General features: G+C 69.0%; 15 protein-coding genes and 6 tRNA genes. 11 read left to right on the top strand and 10 right to left on the bottom strand.

What is annotated here, in order from left to right:
* Positions 1-25: 25 nt before the first annotated feature.
* The gene (locus BLV94_RS10185; RefSeq protein WP_083395547.1) at positions 26-1,591 is read right to left on the bottom strand and encodes an alpha/beta hydrolase; all 1,566 of its coding nucleotides are present in this window, start codon (positions 1,589-1,591) and stop codon (positions 26-28) included.
* Positions 1,592-1,605: 14 nt separating this feature from the next.
* Complete coding sequence (locus BLV94_RS10180) at positions 1,606-2,394, bottom strand: pyrimidine reductase family protein (RefSeq protein ID WP_072942455.1); 789 nt, start codon at positions 2,392-2,394, stop codon at positions 1,606-1,608.
* 34 nt (positions 2,395-2,428) lie between these two features.
* On the opposite strand from BLV94_RS10180, the gene zapE reads away from it, so the two are divergent.
* Positions 2,429-3,445 carry a cell division protein ZapE gene (zapE, locus tag BLV94_RS10175; protein ID WP_072942283.1) on the top strand — a complete coding sequence of 339 codons (1,017 nt, stop codon included), beginning with the start codon at positions 2,429-2,431 and terminating at the stop codon, positions 3,443-3,445.
* 8 nt (positions 3,446-3,453) lie between these two features.
* On the opposite strand, the gene BLV94_RS10170 is transcribed toward zapE, so the two are convergent.
* From BLV94_RS10170 to BLV94_RS10160, 3 genes are read right to left on the bottom strand one after another with little or no spacing between them, the layout of a single operon-like run.
* Positions 3,454-3,984: a GNAT family N-acetyltransferase gene (locus BLV94_RS10170; RefSeq protein WP_072942281.1), complete on the bottom strand. Its 531-nt coding sequence runs from the start codon at positions 3,982-3,984 to the stop codon at positions 3,454-3,456.
* Positions 3,981-4,322 carry a hypothetical protein gene (locus BLV94_RS10165; RefSeq protein WP_072942280.1) on the bottom strand — a complete coding sequence of 114 codons (342 nt, stop codon included), beginning with the start codon at positions 4,320-4,322 and terminating at the stop codon, positions 3,981-3,983. Before BLV94_RS10165 ends, BLV94_RS10170 begins: the two co-directional genes overlap by 4 nt.
* 22 nt (positions 4,323-4,344) lie before the next feature.
* On the bottom strand, positions 4,345-5,565 hold the full coding sequence (locus BLV94_RS10160; protein ID WP_072942278.1) for an MFS transporter: 1,221 nt from the start codon (positions 5,563-5,565) through the stop codon (positions 4,345-4,347).
* Between the two features lie 441 nt (positions 5,566-6,006).
* Between BLV94_RS10160 and BLV94_RS10155 the strand changes: the two genes are divergently transcribed.
* The gene (locus tag BLV94_RS10155; protein WP_072942277.1) at positions 6,007-6,495 is read left to right on the top strand and encodes a 2-isopropylmalate synthase; all 489 of its coding nucleotides are present in this window, start codon (positions 6,007-6,009) and stop codon (positions 6,493-6,495) included.
* A gap of 70 nt (positions 6,496-6,565) precedes the next feature.
* Here BLV94_RS10155 and BLV94_RS10150 read toward each other — a convergent pair.
* The 5 genes from BLV94_RS10150 to BLV94_RS10130 all read right to left on the bottom strand — a co-directional run bounded on the left by BLV94_RS10150 (position 6,566) and on the right by BLV94_RS10130 (position 7,050).
* A tRNA-Val gene (locus tag BLV94_RS10150) sits at positions 6,566-6,640 on the bottom strand.
* A gap of 16 nt (positions 6,641-6,656) precedes the next feature.
* Positions 6,657-6,729 (bottom strand) — tRNA-Gly (locus tag BLV94_RS10145).
* 80 nt (positions 6,730-6,809) lie between these two features.
* Positions 6,810-6,881: transfer RNA gene (locus BLV94_RS10140), tRNA-Val, on the bottom strand.
* A gap of 1 nt (position 6,882) precedes the next feature.
* A tRNA-Cys gene (locus BLV94_RS10135) sits at positions 6,883-6,953 on the bottom strand.
* Positions 6,954-6,977: 24 nt separating this feature from the next.
* A tRNA-Gly gene (locus BLV94_RS10130) sits at positions 6,978-7,050 on the bottom strand.
* 252 nt (positions 7,051-7,302) lie between these two features.
* Here BLV94_RS10130 and BLV94_RS10125 point away from each other — a divergent pair.
* The 9 genes from BLV94_RS10125 to BLV94_RS10085 all read left to right on the top strand — a co-directional run bounded on the left by BLV94_RS10125 (position 7,303) and on the right by BLV94_RS10085 (position 15,759).
* Positions 7,303-7,374: transfer RNA gene (locus BLV94_RS10125), tRNA-Val, on the top strand.
* Positions 7,375-7,529: 155 nt separating this feature from the next.
* A complete protein-coding gene (locus tag BLV94_RS10120) occupies positions 7,530-8,732 on the top strand; it encodes an RtcB family protein (RefSeq protein ID WP_072942275.1) in 1,203 nt (400 codons plus the stop codon).
* 77 nt (positions 8,733-8,809) lie between these two features.
* A complete protein-coding gene (locus tag BLV94_RS10115) occupies positions 8,810-9,235 on the top strand; it encodes a TIGR02611 family protein (RefSeq protein ID WP_072942273.1) in 426 nt (141 codons plus the stop codon).
* Positions 9,236-9,330: 95 nt separating this feature from the next.
* Positions 9,331-11,388, top strand: coding sequence for a threonine--tRNA ligase (thrS, locus tag BLV94_RS10110; RefSeq protein ID WP_072942271.1), 2,058 nt, complete (start codon positions 9,331-9,333; stop codon positions 11,386-11,388).
* Positions 11,389-11,393: 5 nt separating this feature from the next.
* Entirely contained in the window at positions 11,394-11,969 is a 576-nt protein-coding gene (locus BLV94_RS10105) for an ATP adenylyltransferase (RefSeq protein ID WP_072942269.1), read from the top strand.
* A 79-nt stretch (positions 11,970-12,048) separates the two neighbouring features.
* On the top strand, positions 12,049-12,714 hold the full coding sequence (gene pgsA / locus BLV94_RS10100) for a phosphatidylinositol phosphate synthase (protein WP_072942268.1): 666 nt from the start codon (positions 12,049-12,051) through the stop codon (positions 12,712-12,714).
* Positions 12,711-13,616 (top strand): phosphatidylinositol mannoside acyltransferase, encoded by a 906-nt coding sequence (locus tag BLV94_RS10095; RefSeq protein WP_072942266.1) that lies wholly within the window; start codon positions 12,711-12,713, stop codon positions 13,614-13,616. The genes pgsA and BLV94_RS10095 overlap by 4 nt, the downstream gene beginning before the upstream one ends.
* Complete coding sequence (locus BLV94_RS10090) at positions 13,613-14,740, top strand: glycosyltransferase family 4 protein (protein ID WP_072942265.1); 1,128 nt, start codon at positions 13,613-13,615, stop codon at positions 14,738-14,740. Before BLV94_RS10095 ends, BLV94_RS10090 begins: the two co-directional genes overlap by 4 nt.
* Positions 14,737-15,759: an NUDIX hydrolase gene (locus BLV94_RS10085; RefSeq protein WP_072942263.1), complete on the top strand. Its 1,023-nt coding sequence runs from the start codon at positions 14,737-14,739 to the stop codon at positions 15,757-15,759. The genes BLV94_RS10090 and BLV94_RS10085 overlap by 4 nt, the downstream gene beginning before the upstream one ends.
* Positions 15,760-15,811 lie beyond the last annotated feature (52 nt).

Raw genomic sequence — 15,811 nt, 5'->3', positions numbered from 1 at the left:
GTGGGTGTCGGGCGGAACACCTCCGCTAAGCGGGGCAGGCGCTGCCGTCCGGCGGCAGCTTCCCGTCCGTGACGTAGGTGACGATCGACTTCTGCGCGCAGTCCGAATGGGTGGCGGGGTGGCCGCTGCCGTGCCACGTCAGCGTCGCCGTCGCGGCGCCGGCACTCGACACGGCCCCCGTCACCGTCCCCACCCCGGCGTTCCCGACGACCGGGTCGGCGGTGCCGCTGAGCACCAGGACCGGCAGTGTCAGCTCGCCGGGCAGGGCGGGGGGCGCGGTCGCGGGCCAGGACGTGCACGTGAGCAGGCCGACGGCGGCGTTCGGGCCGAACAGCGGGAACCGTTCGCCCCACAGCTTCTGCAGTTCCCGGACCCGGTCGGGTGCGGGCCACTGCTGGCCGTCCGTGCAGCGGGTGATGAACTGGCCGTCGCTCTCGTAGGCGGCCTCGGCCTGCGCGATCGCCGCGAGGATCGGCGCCGTGTTCCCGGCGAGGGCGGCGGACACCGCATCCGACAGGGCGCGGACACGGCCCTGCTGGTCGCCGCCTGCCGCGGCGAGCGACCCGGACACCGCGGTGAGGAGGGCGTTCGCGGAGACCCGCGGGATCTGGCCGTTCGCGGCGCGGGTGACGGCGTCCGTCACCGCGGCGCGGGGATCGGCGCCGAGAGAGCAGTTCAGGGCGGTGCACTGGCGGGCGAACGCGTCGAACGCCGCCTCCTGACCCGCCACCTGCTGCTCCGTGACGGTCGCGGCGTCCACTGTGGTGACGGCGGGGGAGTCGAGGACGAGCCGGCCGACCCGGCCGGGGTACTTGGCGGCGTAGCTGAGCGCGACGGCGCTGCCGTTGCCGGTGGCGAGGATCCCGAGCGCGTCGACGTCCCAGGTGCGGCGCAGTTCCTCGATGTCGTCGGCGGCGTGGGTGCTGTCGAACGCGAGTTCCTGCGGCTGCAGGTAGTCGGTGCACGCGATGGTGGCGTCGCGGCCCAGCGCGGTCACCTTGTCGACCTGGTCACCCGTCCCCGGGTCGAACTGCCCGAGATTCGCCAGGCTGCTGCGGAGTTCCGGGGTGAGGCACTCGATCTCCTGCGAGGCGGCGATCCCGCGGCGGTCCACCGCGACCACCGGACGCGTCGACAGCAGCGACGTCAGACCACCGGTGCTCAGCGCCGCGAGCGTCGCGGTCGACGACCGGTCCGATCCCGACGTGAGCACGAGCGGGGCCGCGTTCTCGGGGGTGTCCGCGAGCCGCGCCCGCATCGCGCCCATCGTGAAGGTCCCGGGCAGGGTGCCGCTCTCGTCGACGGCCGCCTCGTAGGAGCCGCATTCGAAGATGAGCCCGGCAGGGGGTGTCGTGCCCGGGCCCAGGGCGCCGAGCGTGCTCTGCGTGCAGTCCGTCCACGCCACGTCGTTCTTCGGGGTCTGCAACACGGGCGGGGCAGCGTCGGGGTTCTCGCTCTCGGTCGCGGTGGGTTCGCTGCCGCCGCCCTCGCGCTCGACTGCCACGTGCGGACGGTTGGACGGTCCGGCTCCGCACGCGGTGCACACCACGAGAACCATTGCGAGCAACACCGATCTGCGCATGGCGACCACCCTGCCAGGTTCCCCTACGGGCGGGGCATCCGCACCCATCGGGTGAGGACGGTGCCATCGGTGTCGGTGAGGATGTGCGCGGGAGTCATCGAGGTGATCCGGGCATTCGGTGCGGTCGCGACGCGACCGGCGGTTCCCCCGGCGAGCACCGGCGCCGTAGTCAGGCAGACCTCGTCGACGGCGTCGTCCGCGATCAGCTGCCCGAACAGGCTCGGGCCGCCCTCACAGAGCACCCGCCGGAGTCCGAGGTCGTCCAGCGCCGCGAGCAGTCCTTCACTGGTGATCTGCCCGTCGCCGGCGGTGACGATCCGGGCGCCCGCGTCGGTGAGGGCGCGGATCCGCGCCGGGTCCGCGTCCGCGCACGTGACGACGATCGGGGCCACCTCGGTGTCCGTGAACAGGCGGGCCTGCGGGTCGAGGTGGGCGCGGGCGGACAGGACGGCGATCGGCGGGACCTCCGGCATCCCCGAGGCCACCCGGCGACGCCTGCCCTCGGCGCCCACGCGCGCCCCGCCGTAGTTCTCCGCCCGGACGGTTCCGGCCCCGACCAGGACGACGTCGGCCAACTCCCGCAGGGTTGCGAAGACCAGTGCGTCCGCGGGGGTGCCGAGCGCCCCGCTGACCCCGTCGACCGAGACGGCGCCGTCGATGCTGCTCACGAAGTTGACGCGGATCCACGGTCGAGGGGTCTCCGCCGGGTAGGCATACAGTTCGCGCAGCGTGTTCGCGGCCGATTCGCTGGACTCCTCCCGGACGGGCGGGCGGTCCGGTGTGAAAAATGTCGCAATATGTACACGGTGCATGTTGGTGATCACAACACGTGGATACCCTGCTTGTATGCATGCACGTCTTGTCGATCGCAGCCCCGTGGTCCCCGCTGATCAGTTGGTAGCTCAGATGGTGCCCCCGGCCATGTTCGACGAGGTGAGCTTCGCGTCGTACATTCCCGATCCCGCAGAACCCAGCCAGGCCGCCGCGGTCCAGAAGGCGGAGGAGTTCGCGAAGAAGGTCGTGAAGATCCGCAGCGGCGGTCGACGCGGCCTGTTCGGGAAGAAGACGCCGGCCACCGGTGCCGGTCTCTACCTCGACGGCGGCTTCGGCGTCGGCAAGACCCACCTCCTGGCCTCGATCTTCCACAGCGTCCCGTCGCCCAAGGCGTTCGGCACGTTCGTGGAGTTGACGCACGTCGTCGGCGCCCTCGGCTTCAACAAGGCCGTCGAGCAGCTGTCCGACCACAGCGTCCTGTGCATCGACGAATTCGAACTCGACGACCCGGGCGACACCATGCTGGTCTCCCGCCTGCTGTCGGAGTTGTCGGCTCGCGGCGTGTCCATCGTGGCGACATCGAACACGCTGCCCGGCCAGCTCGGTGAGGGCCGATTCGCTGCACAGGACTTCCTGCGGGAGATCAAGAAGCTCGGCTCCATCTTCGAGACGATCCGCGTCGACGGACCCGACTACCGCCACCGCGACCTGCCGCCGGCCCCGGACCCGATCTCCTCGGAGGAGCTCGCCGAGCGCGCCGAGAGCATCCCCGGCGCCACGCTCGACGACTTCGACGCGCTGTGCAAGCACCTCAGCACGCTGCACCCGTCCCGCTACAACAAGCTGGTCGCGGGTATTCCGGCCGTGTTCCTGGACGGCGTCCACCCCGCCGAGGACCAGTCGGTCGCGCTGCGGCTGGTGGTCCTCGCCGACCGCCTCTACGACGCGAGCATCCCGGTCACCGTGGCCGGGGCCAAGCTCGACGCGATCTTCACCCCCGAGATGCTGGCCGGCGGGTACCGGAAGAAGTATCTGCGTGCCACGTCGCGCCTGCTGGCGCTCTCGCGTTTCGAGGTCGCGGCGAGCTGACCCGGCCGCTACAGCGCCCGCTGCATCACGAAATCGTGGTGCAGCTGGGTGCCGACGACGAACGTCTTCGTTCCGACCTGCGCGAATCCGTGCTTCGCGTAGAAGCGCTGGGCTCGCACGTTCTCCTGGTTCACGCCCAGCCACAGCCCGGCGCACCCCGCCGCGACCGCGCGTTCGACGATCGCATCCATCAGCGCGGACGCGACACCGGTCCCGTGATTGCCGGGCAGCACATACAGCTTGCTGATCTCGGTGGTCGGCCGCAGGGTCACGACCCTGCCGACGTCCGGGTCGGCGGGTTCCCCGTCGATCAGCATCGCGTAGCCGACGATCGCCCCGCCGTGCGTGACCTTGAGGACGGTGCGGTCGGGGTCGGTGAGGTACTCGGAGAACCGCTCGGCGGACAGCACGTCGTCGATGAACGTGGCGATGTCGTCCTGCGTCGCCCCGGGCGGGCACGCGAGGGGGAACGTCGCCGCGGCGACGTCGGCGATCGCTTCGGAATCCCAGATTCCCGCCGGGTCGATTTCGACAGTCACAGCTGATCCACCGCGTCCTTCGCTTCCCGAAGTGTCATCCCCGTACTGTCCCGCAGCAGGCCGGCCGCCGCAACGGTCCGGCCGTACTCGACCGTGGCCTTCGCGTGCCGCACGCCGATTCCGTCCCGTGCGACGAGAAGCTTGATCGCCTCGGTGGTCCGGCCCCGGTCCAGGAGGCACGTCACCTCGTCCCGGGTGGCGTCGTCGAGTTGCCGCCACGTCGATGCGGGGTGCAGGTCGGGTGGGGTGTGCGAGCCGCCACGACAGGACCGCGACGAGACCAGAACCGCGATGTAGACGTTTCCCACCGCGATCACGAACCATCCCCAAGTCGGCATGACCTAAGTAGAACATCTGCTGTCAGTCGCGATCGGGGGCCCACTCGGATTGCTCGTCGCGGTCCCGGTCCGGGGCGAACGCGGGCGCGAGGAGCAGGAGCCCGACCGCGAACAGGAGCGGGACCACGAACCCGATCCGCAGGCTGGTCGCGGCGGCGACGCCGCCGATGATCGCTCCGCCCACGAGGGTTCCCGCGTAGTTGAACAGGTTGATCCGCGCCACGACGTCGTCGACCTGTCCGGCGGGCGCCAGTCGTCCGGCGGCGCTGAAGCACAGGGGAGCGACGACCGGGACACCGAGGCCCACGACGAGGAATCCTCCGATGGCGACGGCCGGGGACCCGGCGAACACGACGACCGCCATTCCGGCGACACCGACCGCCGAACCTGCACGGACGACGGCGATCTCGCCGTACTTCGCGACCCAGAAGTCGCCGCTGAGCCGCGACACCAGGGCCGCGCACTGGTACGCGGCCAGGGCCAGCGCAGCGGTGCCCGCATCCGCGAGCAGCACATTCTTGACGTACAGCGCGGACCAGTTCGCGACACCGAAATCGATGGCATAGAACAACGCCATCGCGGTACCGAGTGCGAGCAGGGCGCGGATCGGAACCGGAACGGCCACAGGGCCGGTCGCCGGTGCGGCGGTGCCCGCCGGTTCCCGGCGGCGGAGGAGCCGGGGCCCGCAACCGGCCAGACCGGCGGTCACGACGAACGCCGCCGTCAGCTGGGCGGCGGCGACACCCACGCCGAGTGCCGACGTCGCGGCGACGAAGAGCGCGCCCGCAATGGCGCCGACACTCCACACCGCGTGGAACGACGACAGGATGAAGCGGCCGTAGGCGTGCTGGATCGTCACCGCCTGCATGTTGGCGGCGGCGTCGACGATGCCGAGTCCGGCCCCGTACGCGGACAGGCAGACGAAGAAGGCGGCGGTGTTCGGGCTGAAACCGAGCACCCCGCCTGCGGCCGCGATCGTCGCGAGCCCGAGTTGCAGTGCCGTCCTGCTGGAGAATCGGCGGGCCAGGTGCTCGGCGAGGATGCTGCCCGCCCCGGCGATGAGGGACACGGTCACGACGGCGACCACGATGACCGTGTCGTCGAACCCGAATCGGTCCTGGTACTGCGGCAGCTGGGTGAGGACGGCTGCGAGGAGAAAACCCTGCAGTCCGAAGGCGGCCGCGGCGGCGATCCGTGCCGATCGGTGGTCGGTGGACACTTCCGCGCGTGGTGGATCCGTCATGGGGCCGGCCTTCGATCGTGGACATCCGATGATTGGACGAGTGTCCAATACTTTGCGGGGATGCGCAGCGTTCTCCGGATCGGCGGGCGATATGTCCGAAAGCGACGGTCGGTGAGGTGCCCGGAACAAGACTGAGCCCCAGCCTTGGATGGGGGGTCATGGCTGGGGCTCATTGCCATCGGGGGGGTGGATGGCAAAGTCGACGATACATGAGGAATTCCTCACGTTCCAGAAGCAGGGGTAACGATTTCGTCACCCGACCGTCGCCGGCACTACCGCACGCACCGGGGTTGTCTCGGCGGACGGTTGTCGCTTACAGTGTCCTCCATGCAGCGCATCCTCGTAGTTCTCCGCCGTAGCGGGGTCTGATACGGACCGACCCCTCGCTGCGGGTCGTTGAGCTACGCGTTGGTCCTCCCTCCTTTCAGGAAGACCACGAGAATGAGCGCCAACACTTCTTTCGCTTCGACCTTTCCCTCGTCGGCACCGGCCGCCGACCCGTTCGCCGCCCGCCACGGCAAGTCGCTGCCGTCGGAACTCCGCACCGAGGCCGCCGGAATGGCCTGGAAGGCGTTCGACACCGTCTACGCGCCGTCCAACGGCCCGTTCCGCCTGGGTAGCTGGTCGGAAACGAAGACCGGACCCGGAATGTGGGATTTCGAAGCTACCCTCGGCATCGGCGAATCGATCTGCAAGACCGGTGCGAGCGCGCCCGGCCCCGTCGCCGCCATGACCTCGATGCTGTACGACGCGGGGTGTGCGATGGAGATCCTGTCTTTCCATCAGCACGAGATCGGGCACCGCACAGCGACCTTCCTGCTGTGTGAGAGTGCCGGCATCCGGCTCTGGGCGATGGGAATCGGGGAGTCCGGCACGGAATCGACTCTGCGGGCGATGATCTCCGGCGCCAACCGGCTCCGACCCGCCTGACGCACAACGACGTGCGGCCCCGGTCTGTGACCGGGGCCGCACGTCGTGAACTGTTCTGTTGAACGCGAAATGGTGCGCGATACTGGGATTGAACCAGTGACCTCTTCCGTGTCAGGGAAGCGCTCTCCCGCTGAGCTAATCGCGCGGGACGGAAAAAAGAGAGCGGACGACGGGATTCGAACCCGCGACCCCAACCTTGGCAAGGTTGTGCGCTACCAGCTGCGCCACGTCCGCATTCGTGAAGGCCCCTTGCGGGGCCGTCACTGTCGAGCAAGTCAAACATCTAACAGTCGAGCATCTAGCATCTATCTCGGTGCGCGATACTGGGATTGAACCAGTGACCTCTTCCGTGTCAGGGAAGCGCTCTCCCGCTGAGCTAATCGCGCGAGGTGGAGACGGGAATCGAACCCGTGTGCACGGCTTTGCAGGCCGTTGCCTCACCACTCGGCCACTCCACCGTAAAGGTTGAGTCCAACCTCTCGAGCGGACGACGGGATTCGAACCCGCGACCCCAACCTTGGCAAGGTTGTGCGCTACCAGCTGCGCCACGTCCGCATGCACCGTGTAACTCGCGGAGAATGTTCTCCGTGGTGCGGTTGAGAACATTAGCCGACCATCCGCGATAGTTACAAATCTGCAGGTCAAGGCATCAGACGGTGAACTGCGTGTGAACGGGACCGGGTCGCGGGCGCGCCGCATGCGGGGTCCGGCACGAATCCCACACGAATCCCATCGGGGTGATTTTCGTTCGGCCGCCGGGTCTGTTAATGTTCCAACTCGTTCGAGCGCGAGTGTCTGGCGCGCCTCGGTCCCGTGGCTCAGTGGAAGAGCGTCCCGTTCACACCGGGAAGGTCGCTGGTTCGATCCCAGCCGGGACCACCGAGAGAAGAGGTCGTTTCCGAAATCGGAAACGGCCTCTTCTTTTTCGTGTGCGCACTCGGAAAATCGGTTGTTGCCACTCTCCGGCGCGACGGACAATGAACTGAGCCGGCCGAAATTTCCCGGGTGATCCGCTACCGAAGGATTGAAGTCCCATGTTCCCCGTGAGGCTGGAAGGCACCACCGCGCCGACATTGATGTGGGCGGAGGAGCAGACCATCGAGCAGGCGGCGTTGCAGCAGCTGCGGAACATGGCGGACCTGCCGTGGGTGCACGGGGTCCGCGTCATGCCCGACGTCCACGTGGGCAAGGGCGCGACGGTCGGTTCCGTCATCGCGATGCGGGCGGCGGTCGCCCCCGCGGCGGTCGGCGTCGACATCGGCTGCGGAATGACGGCGGTCCGGACCGATGTGACCGCGGGCGACCTGCCCGACAGCCTGCGGTCGATGAGGTCGCACATCGAGCGGGCGGTGCCCGTCGGTTTCGCCATGCACGAGCACTCGGTGAACGTCGGCGCGCTGGGTACGGATGCCGGGGGAGTGAAGAAGGGGTGGCACCGCTTCTGGCAGGAGTTCGGCGACCTGCATTCCGGCGTGCAGTCCCGGGAGTCGCGGGCGATGAAGCAGATCGGCACCCTCGGCGGCGGCAACCACTTCATCGAGGTGTGCCTGTCGGACGCCGACGAGGTCTGGCTGATGCTGCACTCCGGGTCACGCAACATCGGTAAGGAGCTGGCGGAGCGGCACATCGCGGTGGCGCGGGCCCTGCCGCACAACCAGCGGCTGGTCGATCGCGATCTCGCGGTGTTCCTCGCAGGCAGCAAGGAGATGGACGCGTACCGCCACGACCTGACGTGGGCGCAGGAATACGCGGCCCGGAACCGTGCCGTCATGCTCACGTTGGTGATGCAGGCCTTCCGGCAGTCCCTGCCCGGCAGGACGGTGCGCTTCGACGAGCCGATCTCCTGTCACCACAACTATGTGTCGGAGGAGATCGTCGACGGCGAGCCGATGCTCGTCACGCGTAAGGGCGCGATCCGGGCGGGCCGGGGTGATCTCGGACTCATCCCCGGGTCGATGGGCACCGGTTCCTACGTGGTGCGGGGCCTGGGCTCCGAGTTGTCGTTCAATTCGGCGTCGCACGGGGCGGGACGGACGATGAGCCGCACCAAGGCGAAGAAGAGGTTCACCGTCGACGACCTGGTGCGGCAGACGTCCGGCGTCGAGTCGCGCAAGGACGCCGGCGTGATCGACGAGATCCCCGGCGCCTACAAGGACATCGAGCAGGTGATCGAAGCGCAGGCCGATCTCGTCGAGGTCGTGGCACACCTGCGGCAGGTCGTCTGTGTGAAGGGGTGACCGCAGGTCGCGGTCGGTAGGGTGGACTGGTGACCAGCAGAGAAGCTCGACCGGGACCCGCGCCCGAGAACGGGGATGTGGACGACTCGGATCTGTCCCCGTTCCAGGAAGCGGAGAGCCGCTGGCGCCGGTGGCGGGCACACGTCGCCGCGCGCCCGAGCCTCAACCTGGCGTACCGCATCGTGGTGGGGGTGATCGGCGTTCTCGTGCTCGCCGCCGGGATCGTCGCGATCCCGTACCCCGGCCCCGGCTGGCTGATCGTATTCGCGGGGCTCGGAATCCTCGCGTCCGAGTTCGCGTGGGCGCACCGGTTGCTGCACTACGCGCGGCAGCGCTACGACAAGTTCATGGACTGGTTCTCGCGGCAGTCGCTGGTGGTCAAGGGGGCGGGCGCGCTGCTGACGTGTGCCGTCGTACTCGCCACGCTGTGGTTGCTCGGGACGTTCGGGCTCGTCGGGACGTGGATCGGCCTCGACTACCCGTGGCTGGAGAGCCCGCTCTAGCCGGACGCATGATTGGGTGTCACTGCTGGGCCGATAACATGGGCTGGCACATTCACCATGTCTGCACCGCACACCTCACCTAGGAGAACATCGCCGTGAGCACCCCCGCATCCGCCGCCCCAGCCACCCTCGTCCGGGTGCCCGCGGGGACGACGGCCGGTACAGCGGTTCGGGAGGCCGGCTACCCCAGCAAGGGCCCGGACGTCGTCGTCGTGGTCCGTGACGCCGAGGGCCAGCTCAAGGACCTGTCCTGGGTGCCCGACGCCGACGTCGAGGTCGAACCGGTCGCGGCGAACACCGACGACGGCCGCAGCGTCATCCGCCACTCGGCGGCGCACGTGCTCGCGCAGGCTGTCCAGCAGGAATTCCCCGAGGCCAAACTCGGCATCGGCCCGCCGATCAAGGACGGCTTCTACTACGACTTCGCCGTCGAACGCCCCTTCACTCCCGAGGACCTCGCGAACCTCGAGAAGCGGATGAAGAAGATCGTCAAGGGATCACAGCGGTTCTCGCGCCGCGTCGTCGATTCGCTGGAGGAGGCCCGCGCCGAACTGGCGAACGAGCCCTTCAAGCTCGAACTCATCGACGACAAGTCGGGAATCGACGATCCGGAGATCATGGAGGTGGGCGGCAACGAGCTCACCATCTACGACAACCTGGACCCGCGGACCGGCGAGAAGGTGTGGGGTGACCTGTGCCGCGGCCCGCACATTCCCACCACCAAGCACATCCCCGCGTTCAAGCTCACCCGCAGCTCGGCGGCGTACTGGCGCGGCAACCAGGACAACGCCGACCTCCAGCGCATCTACGGCACCGCGTGGGAGTCGGCGGAGGCGCAGGAGCAGCACCTGGAACTGCTCGCCGAGGCCGAGCGCCGCGACCACCGCAAACTGGGGTCGGAACTCGACCTGTTCAGCTTCCCCGACGAGCTCGGCTCGGGACTGCCCGTGTTCCATCCCCGGGGCGGGATCATCCGCACCGAGATGGAGGACTACTCCCGCAAGCGCCACGTCGAGGAGGGGTACGAGTTCGTCAACACCCCCCACATCACCAAGGGCCACCTCTACGAGGTGTCGGGTCACCTGGACTGGTACCGCGACGGCATGTTCCCCGCGATGCACATCGACGAGGAACTGAACGAGGACGGCACCGTGCGCAAGCCGGGCCAGGACTACTACCTCAAGCCGATGAACTGCCCGATGCACAACCTCATCTTCCGGTCCCGCGGACGGTCGTACCGCGAACTGCCGTTGCGGCTCTTCGAGTTCGGTTCGGTGTACCGGTACGAGAAGTCGGGTGTCGTCCACGGACTGACCCGCGTGCGGGGTATGACGCAGGACGACGCGCACATCTACTGCACCCGCGAGCAGATGCGCGACGAACTGGCGACCACCCTGCAGTTCGTCCTCGGCCTGCTGAAGGACTACGGACTGGACGACTTCTACCTCGAGCTGTCCACCAAGAACCCGGACAAGTTCGTCGGCGACGACGCCGTGTGGGAGGAAGCGACGGCGACGCTGGCCGAGGTCGCGGAGTCGTCGGGGCTGAACCTCGTTCCCGATCCGGGTGGCGCCGCGTTCTACGGCCCGAAGATCTCGGTGCAGGTGCAGGACGCCCTGGGGCGCACCTGGCAGATGTCGACCATTCAGCTCGACTTCAACCTGCCCGAGCGGTTCGACCTCGAATACACCGCCAACGACGGCACCAAGCAGCGGCCGGTGATGATCCACCGGGCCCTGTTCGGCTCCATCGAACGGTTCTTCGGTGTGCTCACCGAGCACTACGCGGGTGCGTTCCCCGCCTGGCTGGCGCCCGTCCAGGTGGTCGGCATCCCGGTGGCCGAGACGTTCGCCGATCACCTCTTCGACGTGGTGAAGCGGCTGAAGGCCGCCGGTGTCCGCGCCGAGGTCGACGCGAGCGACGACCGCATGCAGAAGAAGATCTTCAACCACACGGCGCAGAAGGTGCCGTTCATGCTGCTGGCGGGTGCGCGCGACGTCGAAGCCGGCGCCGTAAGCTTCCGATTCCGCGACGGCACCCAGGTCAACGGGGTGTCCGTGGACGACGCCGTGCGCATCGTCACCGAGTGGATCGGCCGCCGCGAGAACGCCTCGCCGACCGCGGAACTGCTGCAATCCGGTCAGGAAGGGTGACGCACATGACCGGAGGTGACGACCTGACGGCCGACGAGATGCTCGGCGGCCCCGGCCGCCTGGTCGACCGCGGCCCCGGCGAGCCCGATCACCTTCAGCGGATCTGGTCGCCGCACCGCATGTCGTACATCGCCGAGACGCCGAAGTCGCGGGACACCCCGAACGAGCCGTTCATCGACATCCCGAAGATGGACGACGAGGACGGGCTGATCGTCGCCCGCGGGGAGCACGTGTACGCGGTGCTCAACCTGTACCCGTACAACCCGGGGCACCTGATGGTGGTGCCCTACCGCAAGGTCGCGGCGCTCGAGGACCTGACGGAAGAGGAAAGCGCCGAGCTGATGTCGTTCACACAGCAGGCGCTGCGCGTGATCAAGCGGGTGTCGCGGCCGGACGGTTTCAACGTCGGCCTCAATCTCGGTGCGGCGGCGGGTGGTTCGCTCGCCGAGCACCTGCATCAGCACATCGTTCCGCGCTGGGGCGGAGACGCGAACTTCATCACGGTCCTCGCCGGGGTCAAGGTCATGCCGCAATTGCTGCGCGAGACCCGGGGGCTGCTGGCGAAGGCCTGGAATGAATGACGCGATAGATGAATGACGCGCGAGTCGCTGACTCACGCGTTCGGGGTTCCTGTCGGGAAGTGAAGAACGGGGTGGAGAGGTGCTGAGCTTCTTCGGGCGGGCATCGGTGTCCAAGGTGACGGCGCCGCTGGGGAAGGCCCTGGTCAAGACCGGGCTCACCCCCGATTCCGTCACCGTCATCGGCACCGTCGCGACCGTGGCGGGTGCGGTCACACTGTTTCCCAGCGGACATCTGTTCTGGGGAGCGATGTTCATCTGGCTGTTCGTGATGTTCGACATGCTGGACGGCGCGATGGCACGCGCGCGGGGCGGCGGGACCAGGTACGGCGCCGTGCTCGACGCCACCTGCGACCGGGTGGCCGACGGCGCGATCTTCGCCGGCCTCGCCTGGTGGGCCGTCTACCACGAGAACAGCAAGCCGCTGCTGATCGCGACGCTGCTGTGCCTCGTCACGTCGCAGGTGATCTCGTACGCCAAGGCGCGCGCCGAGGCGAGCGGACTGTCCGCCGACGGCGGCCTCATCGAACGGCCCGATCGGCTGATCATCGTGCTCGTCGGCGCCGGCGTCACCGGGCTCGGAGTGCCGTGGGCCGTGCACGTCGCGATGTGGTTGCTGTCGGCGGGCAGCGTGATCACCGTGTTCCAGCGGGTTCTGGCGGTCCGCCGGTCGCCGGGGGCGCGGGACGTGCTGCCCCTGCCGCCCGCAGATCCGACGCCGGAAGACGGACAGGCGACCGCGCAGTGAGCGGCGTGTCCGAACGCCTCAGCGACCTGGGGTACGCGGCAGGCTGGCGGCTGGTGCGTGCCCTGCCCGAGAAGGCCGCGGTCACCCTGTTCGACAGGGGAGCCGACTTCGCCGTCCGGAACGGCGGCCCGGACCAGTTGCGCCGCAACCTCGCCCGGGTGCTGGGGGTGACCCCCGCCGAGGTGCCCGATGCGCTGATGCGGGCGTCGATGCGGTCCTACGCACGGTACTGGCGGGAGGCGTTCCGGCTGCCGTCGATGGACCTGGTGAAGACCGGCGCCGCCCTCGACGAGCTGATCGAGGGACAGAAGCACCTCGACGCCGCGAAGGAAGCCGGCCGGGGCGCGATTCTCGCACTTCCGCACAGCGGCAACTGGGACATGGCCGGTGTGTGGTGCGCCCAGCACTGGGGTGGCCTGTCCACGGTCGCCGAACGGCTGAAACCCGAATCGCTGTACCAGCGGTTCGTCGACTACCGCGAAGGCCTCGGCTTCGAGATCTTCCCGCTCAGCGGCGGTGAGCACCCCCCGTTCGTGGAACTGTCGGAGCGGCTGCGGGACAACGGCATCGTGTGTCTCCTCGGTGAACGCGACCTGGCGAAGAAGGGGGTCCCGGTGACGTTCTTCGGGGAACCGACCCGCATGCCCGCCGGTCCCGCCAAGCTGGCGATCGACACCGGTGCGCCGCTGCTGCCGGTGCACTGCTGGTTCACCGACAGCGGGTGGGGTTTCCGCATCGACCCGCCGATCGACACGACCGCGGGCGTGGCCGCGGCGACCCAGGTCCTGGCGGACCGGTTCGAGGCCAACATCGCCGCACATCCCGAGGACTGGCACATGCTTCAGCCGCTGTGGCTGTCCGACCTGTCGCAGGCGAGGCTCTCCCGTATGGAGAACTCGTGAAGATCGGCATGGTCTGCCCGTACTCGTTCGACGTCCCGGGCGGAGTGCAAGCCCACGTCGTCGACCTCGCGGAGGTCCTGATCGAGCGCGGGCACAAGGTGAGCGTCCTGGCGCCGGCGTCCGACGACGTCGACCTGCCCGGTTTCGTCGTGTCGGCGGGACGCGCCCTCGCGATTCCCTACAACGGTTCGGTGGCCCGGCTGAGTTTCGGCCCCGCCGCGAGTGCCCGGGTCCGGCGCTGGATCTCGGACAACGACTTCGACGTCCTGCACATCCACGAGCCCAACGCGCCGAGCCTGTCGATGCTCGCCATGCGGGTGGCGGAGGGGCCCATCGTGGCGACGTTCCACACCTCGACCACGAAGTCGTTGGTGCTGAGCACGTTTCAGGGTGTGCTCCAGCCGTACCTGGAGAAGATCAGCGGGCGCATCGCGGTATCGGAACTCGCGCGGCGCTGGCAGGTGGAATCGCTCGGCTCCGACGCCGTCGAAATCCCGAACGGCGTCGACGTCCCGGCGTTCGCGCACGCCGAACCGCTGCCCGGCTATCCGCGCCCCGGCAAGACCATCCTCTTCCTCGGCCGCTACGACGAGCCCCGCAAGGGCATGGCCGTGCTCCTGAAGGCGCTGCCCACGCTGGTGGAGAAGTATCCCGATCTCGAGGTGCTGGTGGTCGGCCGCGGCGACGAGGACAAGTTGCGCCGCGAGGCGGGCCCGGTGTTCGGGCATCTGCGTCTGCTCGGCCAGGTCGACGACGCCGAGAAGGCGTCGGCGCTGCGGAGCGCCGACGTGTACTGCGCCCCCAACCTCGGCGGTGAGAGCTTCGGCATCGTGCTGGTGGAGGCGATGGCCGCCGGAGCCGCCGTCGTGGCGAGCGAACTGGACGCATTCCGCCGGGTCCTGCGGGACGGGCAGGCGGGCGTGCTGGTGCCGGTGGGGGATGCGGCGGCGCTCGCCGCCGGGATCGACTCGGTGCTCGGCGACCCCGAGCGCAGCGCCGCGCTCACCGACGTCGGCCGCACAGTGGTCACCGAATACGACTGGCCGGTGGTGGCCGAGCAGATCCTGCGTGTCTACGAGACGGTCACCGTCGGCCGCGACGGCGTGCGGGAGGTCGGCTCGTGACGCTCTCCGCCCTCACGATCCTGGTTCTCGCGCTGGTCGCGGCCGTCGTCCTCGCGATCGGCCTGTGGGCGTACGGCACGGCCAACCGCCTCGACCGCCTGCACGTCCGCTCCGACCTGTCCTGGCAGGCCCTCGACGCTGCCCTCGCCCGCCGGGCGGTGGTCGTCCGTGCGGCGGCCGCGGCGATGGACCCACCCGAGGGCAGGTCGCTGGCCGCGTTGGCGGCCAGGGCCGAACGAGCGGACCGGGCCGACCGGGAGATCGCCGAGAACGCGTTGTCCAGCGCACTCTCGTCGCTCGACCCGGACACCCTGCGCCCCCAGTTGGTGGCGGAACTCGCCGACGCCGAGGCGCGGGTGCTGATCGCCCGCCGATTCCACAACGACGCCGTCCGCGACACGCTCGCCCTACGCACCCGGCGGCCCGTCCGATGGCTGCACCTCGGGGGCACGGCCCCGCTGCCGACGTACTTCGAGATCACCGAACGTTCGTCCGCCGCCGCGGTCACCGAGGGTCTGTCCCTCGACTCGGTCCGGACGTCGGCCCGGGTGGTGCTGCTCGACGGTGACGGCCGGGTGCTGCTGCTGCGGGGCCACGACCCCACCGTCCCCGACATCTACTACTGGTTCACGATCGGCGGCGCCGTCGAGAAGGGCGAGAACCTGCGGGCGGCGGCGGTCCGGGAGATCGCCGAGGAGACCGGGCACACCGCATCACCCGAGTCGCTGCGCGGACCGATGTGGCGTCGGGTGGCGATCTTCTCCTGGAACGGGCAGCTCATCCGGTCCGAGGAGCTGTTCTTCGCGTTGCGCACCGACGGGTTCGAGCCGCATCACGGCGGCTTCACCGAACTCGAGAGCCGCACCATCACCGGTCACCGGTGGTGCACCGCGGACACGGTACGGGAACTGGCGGCGGCGGGCGAAGCCGTGTACCCGCACGACCTCGCGGATCTCCTCGACGAGGCCGAAGCGGTCGCCGTTGCCGCCGACGACCCCGAGGTGCGCGCGATCACCTGAGCCGCCCGCAGGTCCGGAGAAAGCCAGCAATCGCGGACTGGCTACGGAAGTG

This window comes from Rhodococcus koreensis (genome assembly GCF_900105905.1).
Classification (GTDB): Bacteria; Actinomycetota; Actinomycetes; order Mycobacteriales; family Mycobacteriaceae; genus Rhodococcus_F; species Rhodococcus_F koreensis.
The sequence above is the reverse complement of the archived record's forward strand: the minus strand, read 5'-3'. Positions and strand labels throughout refer to the sequence as shown.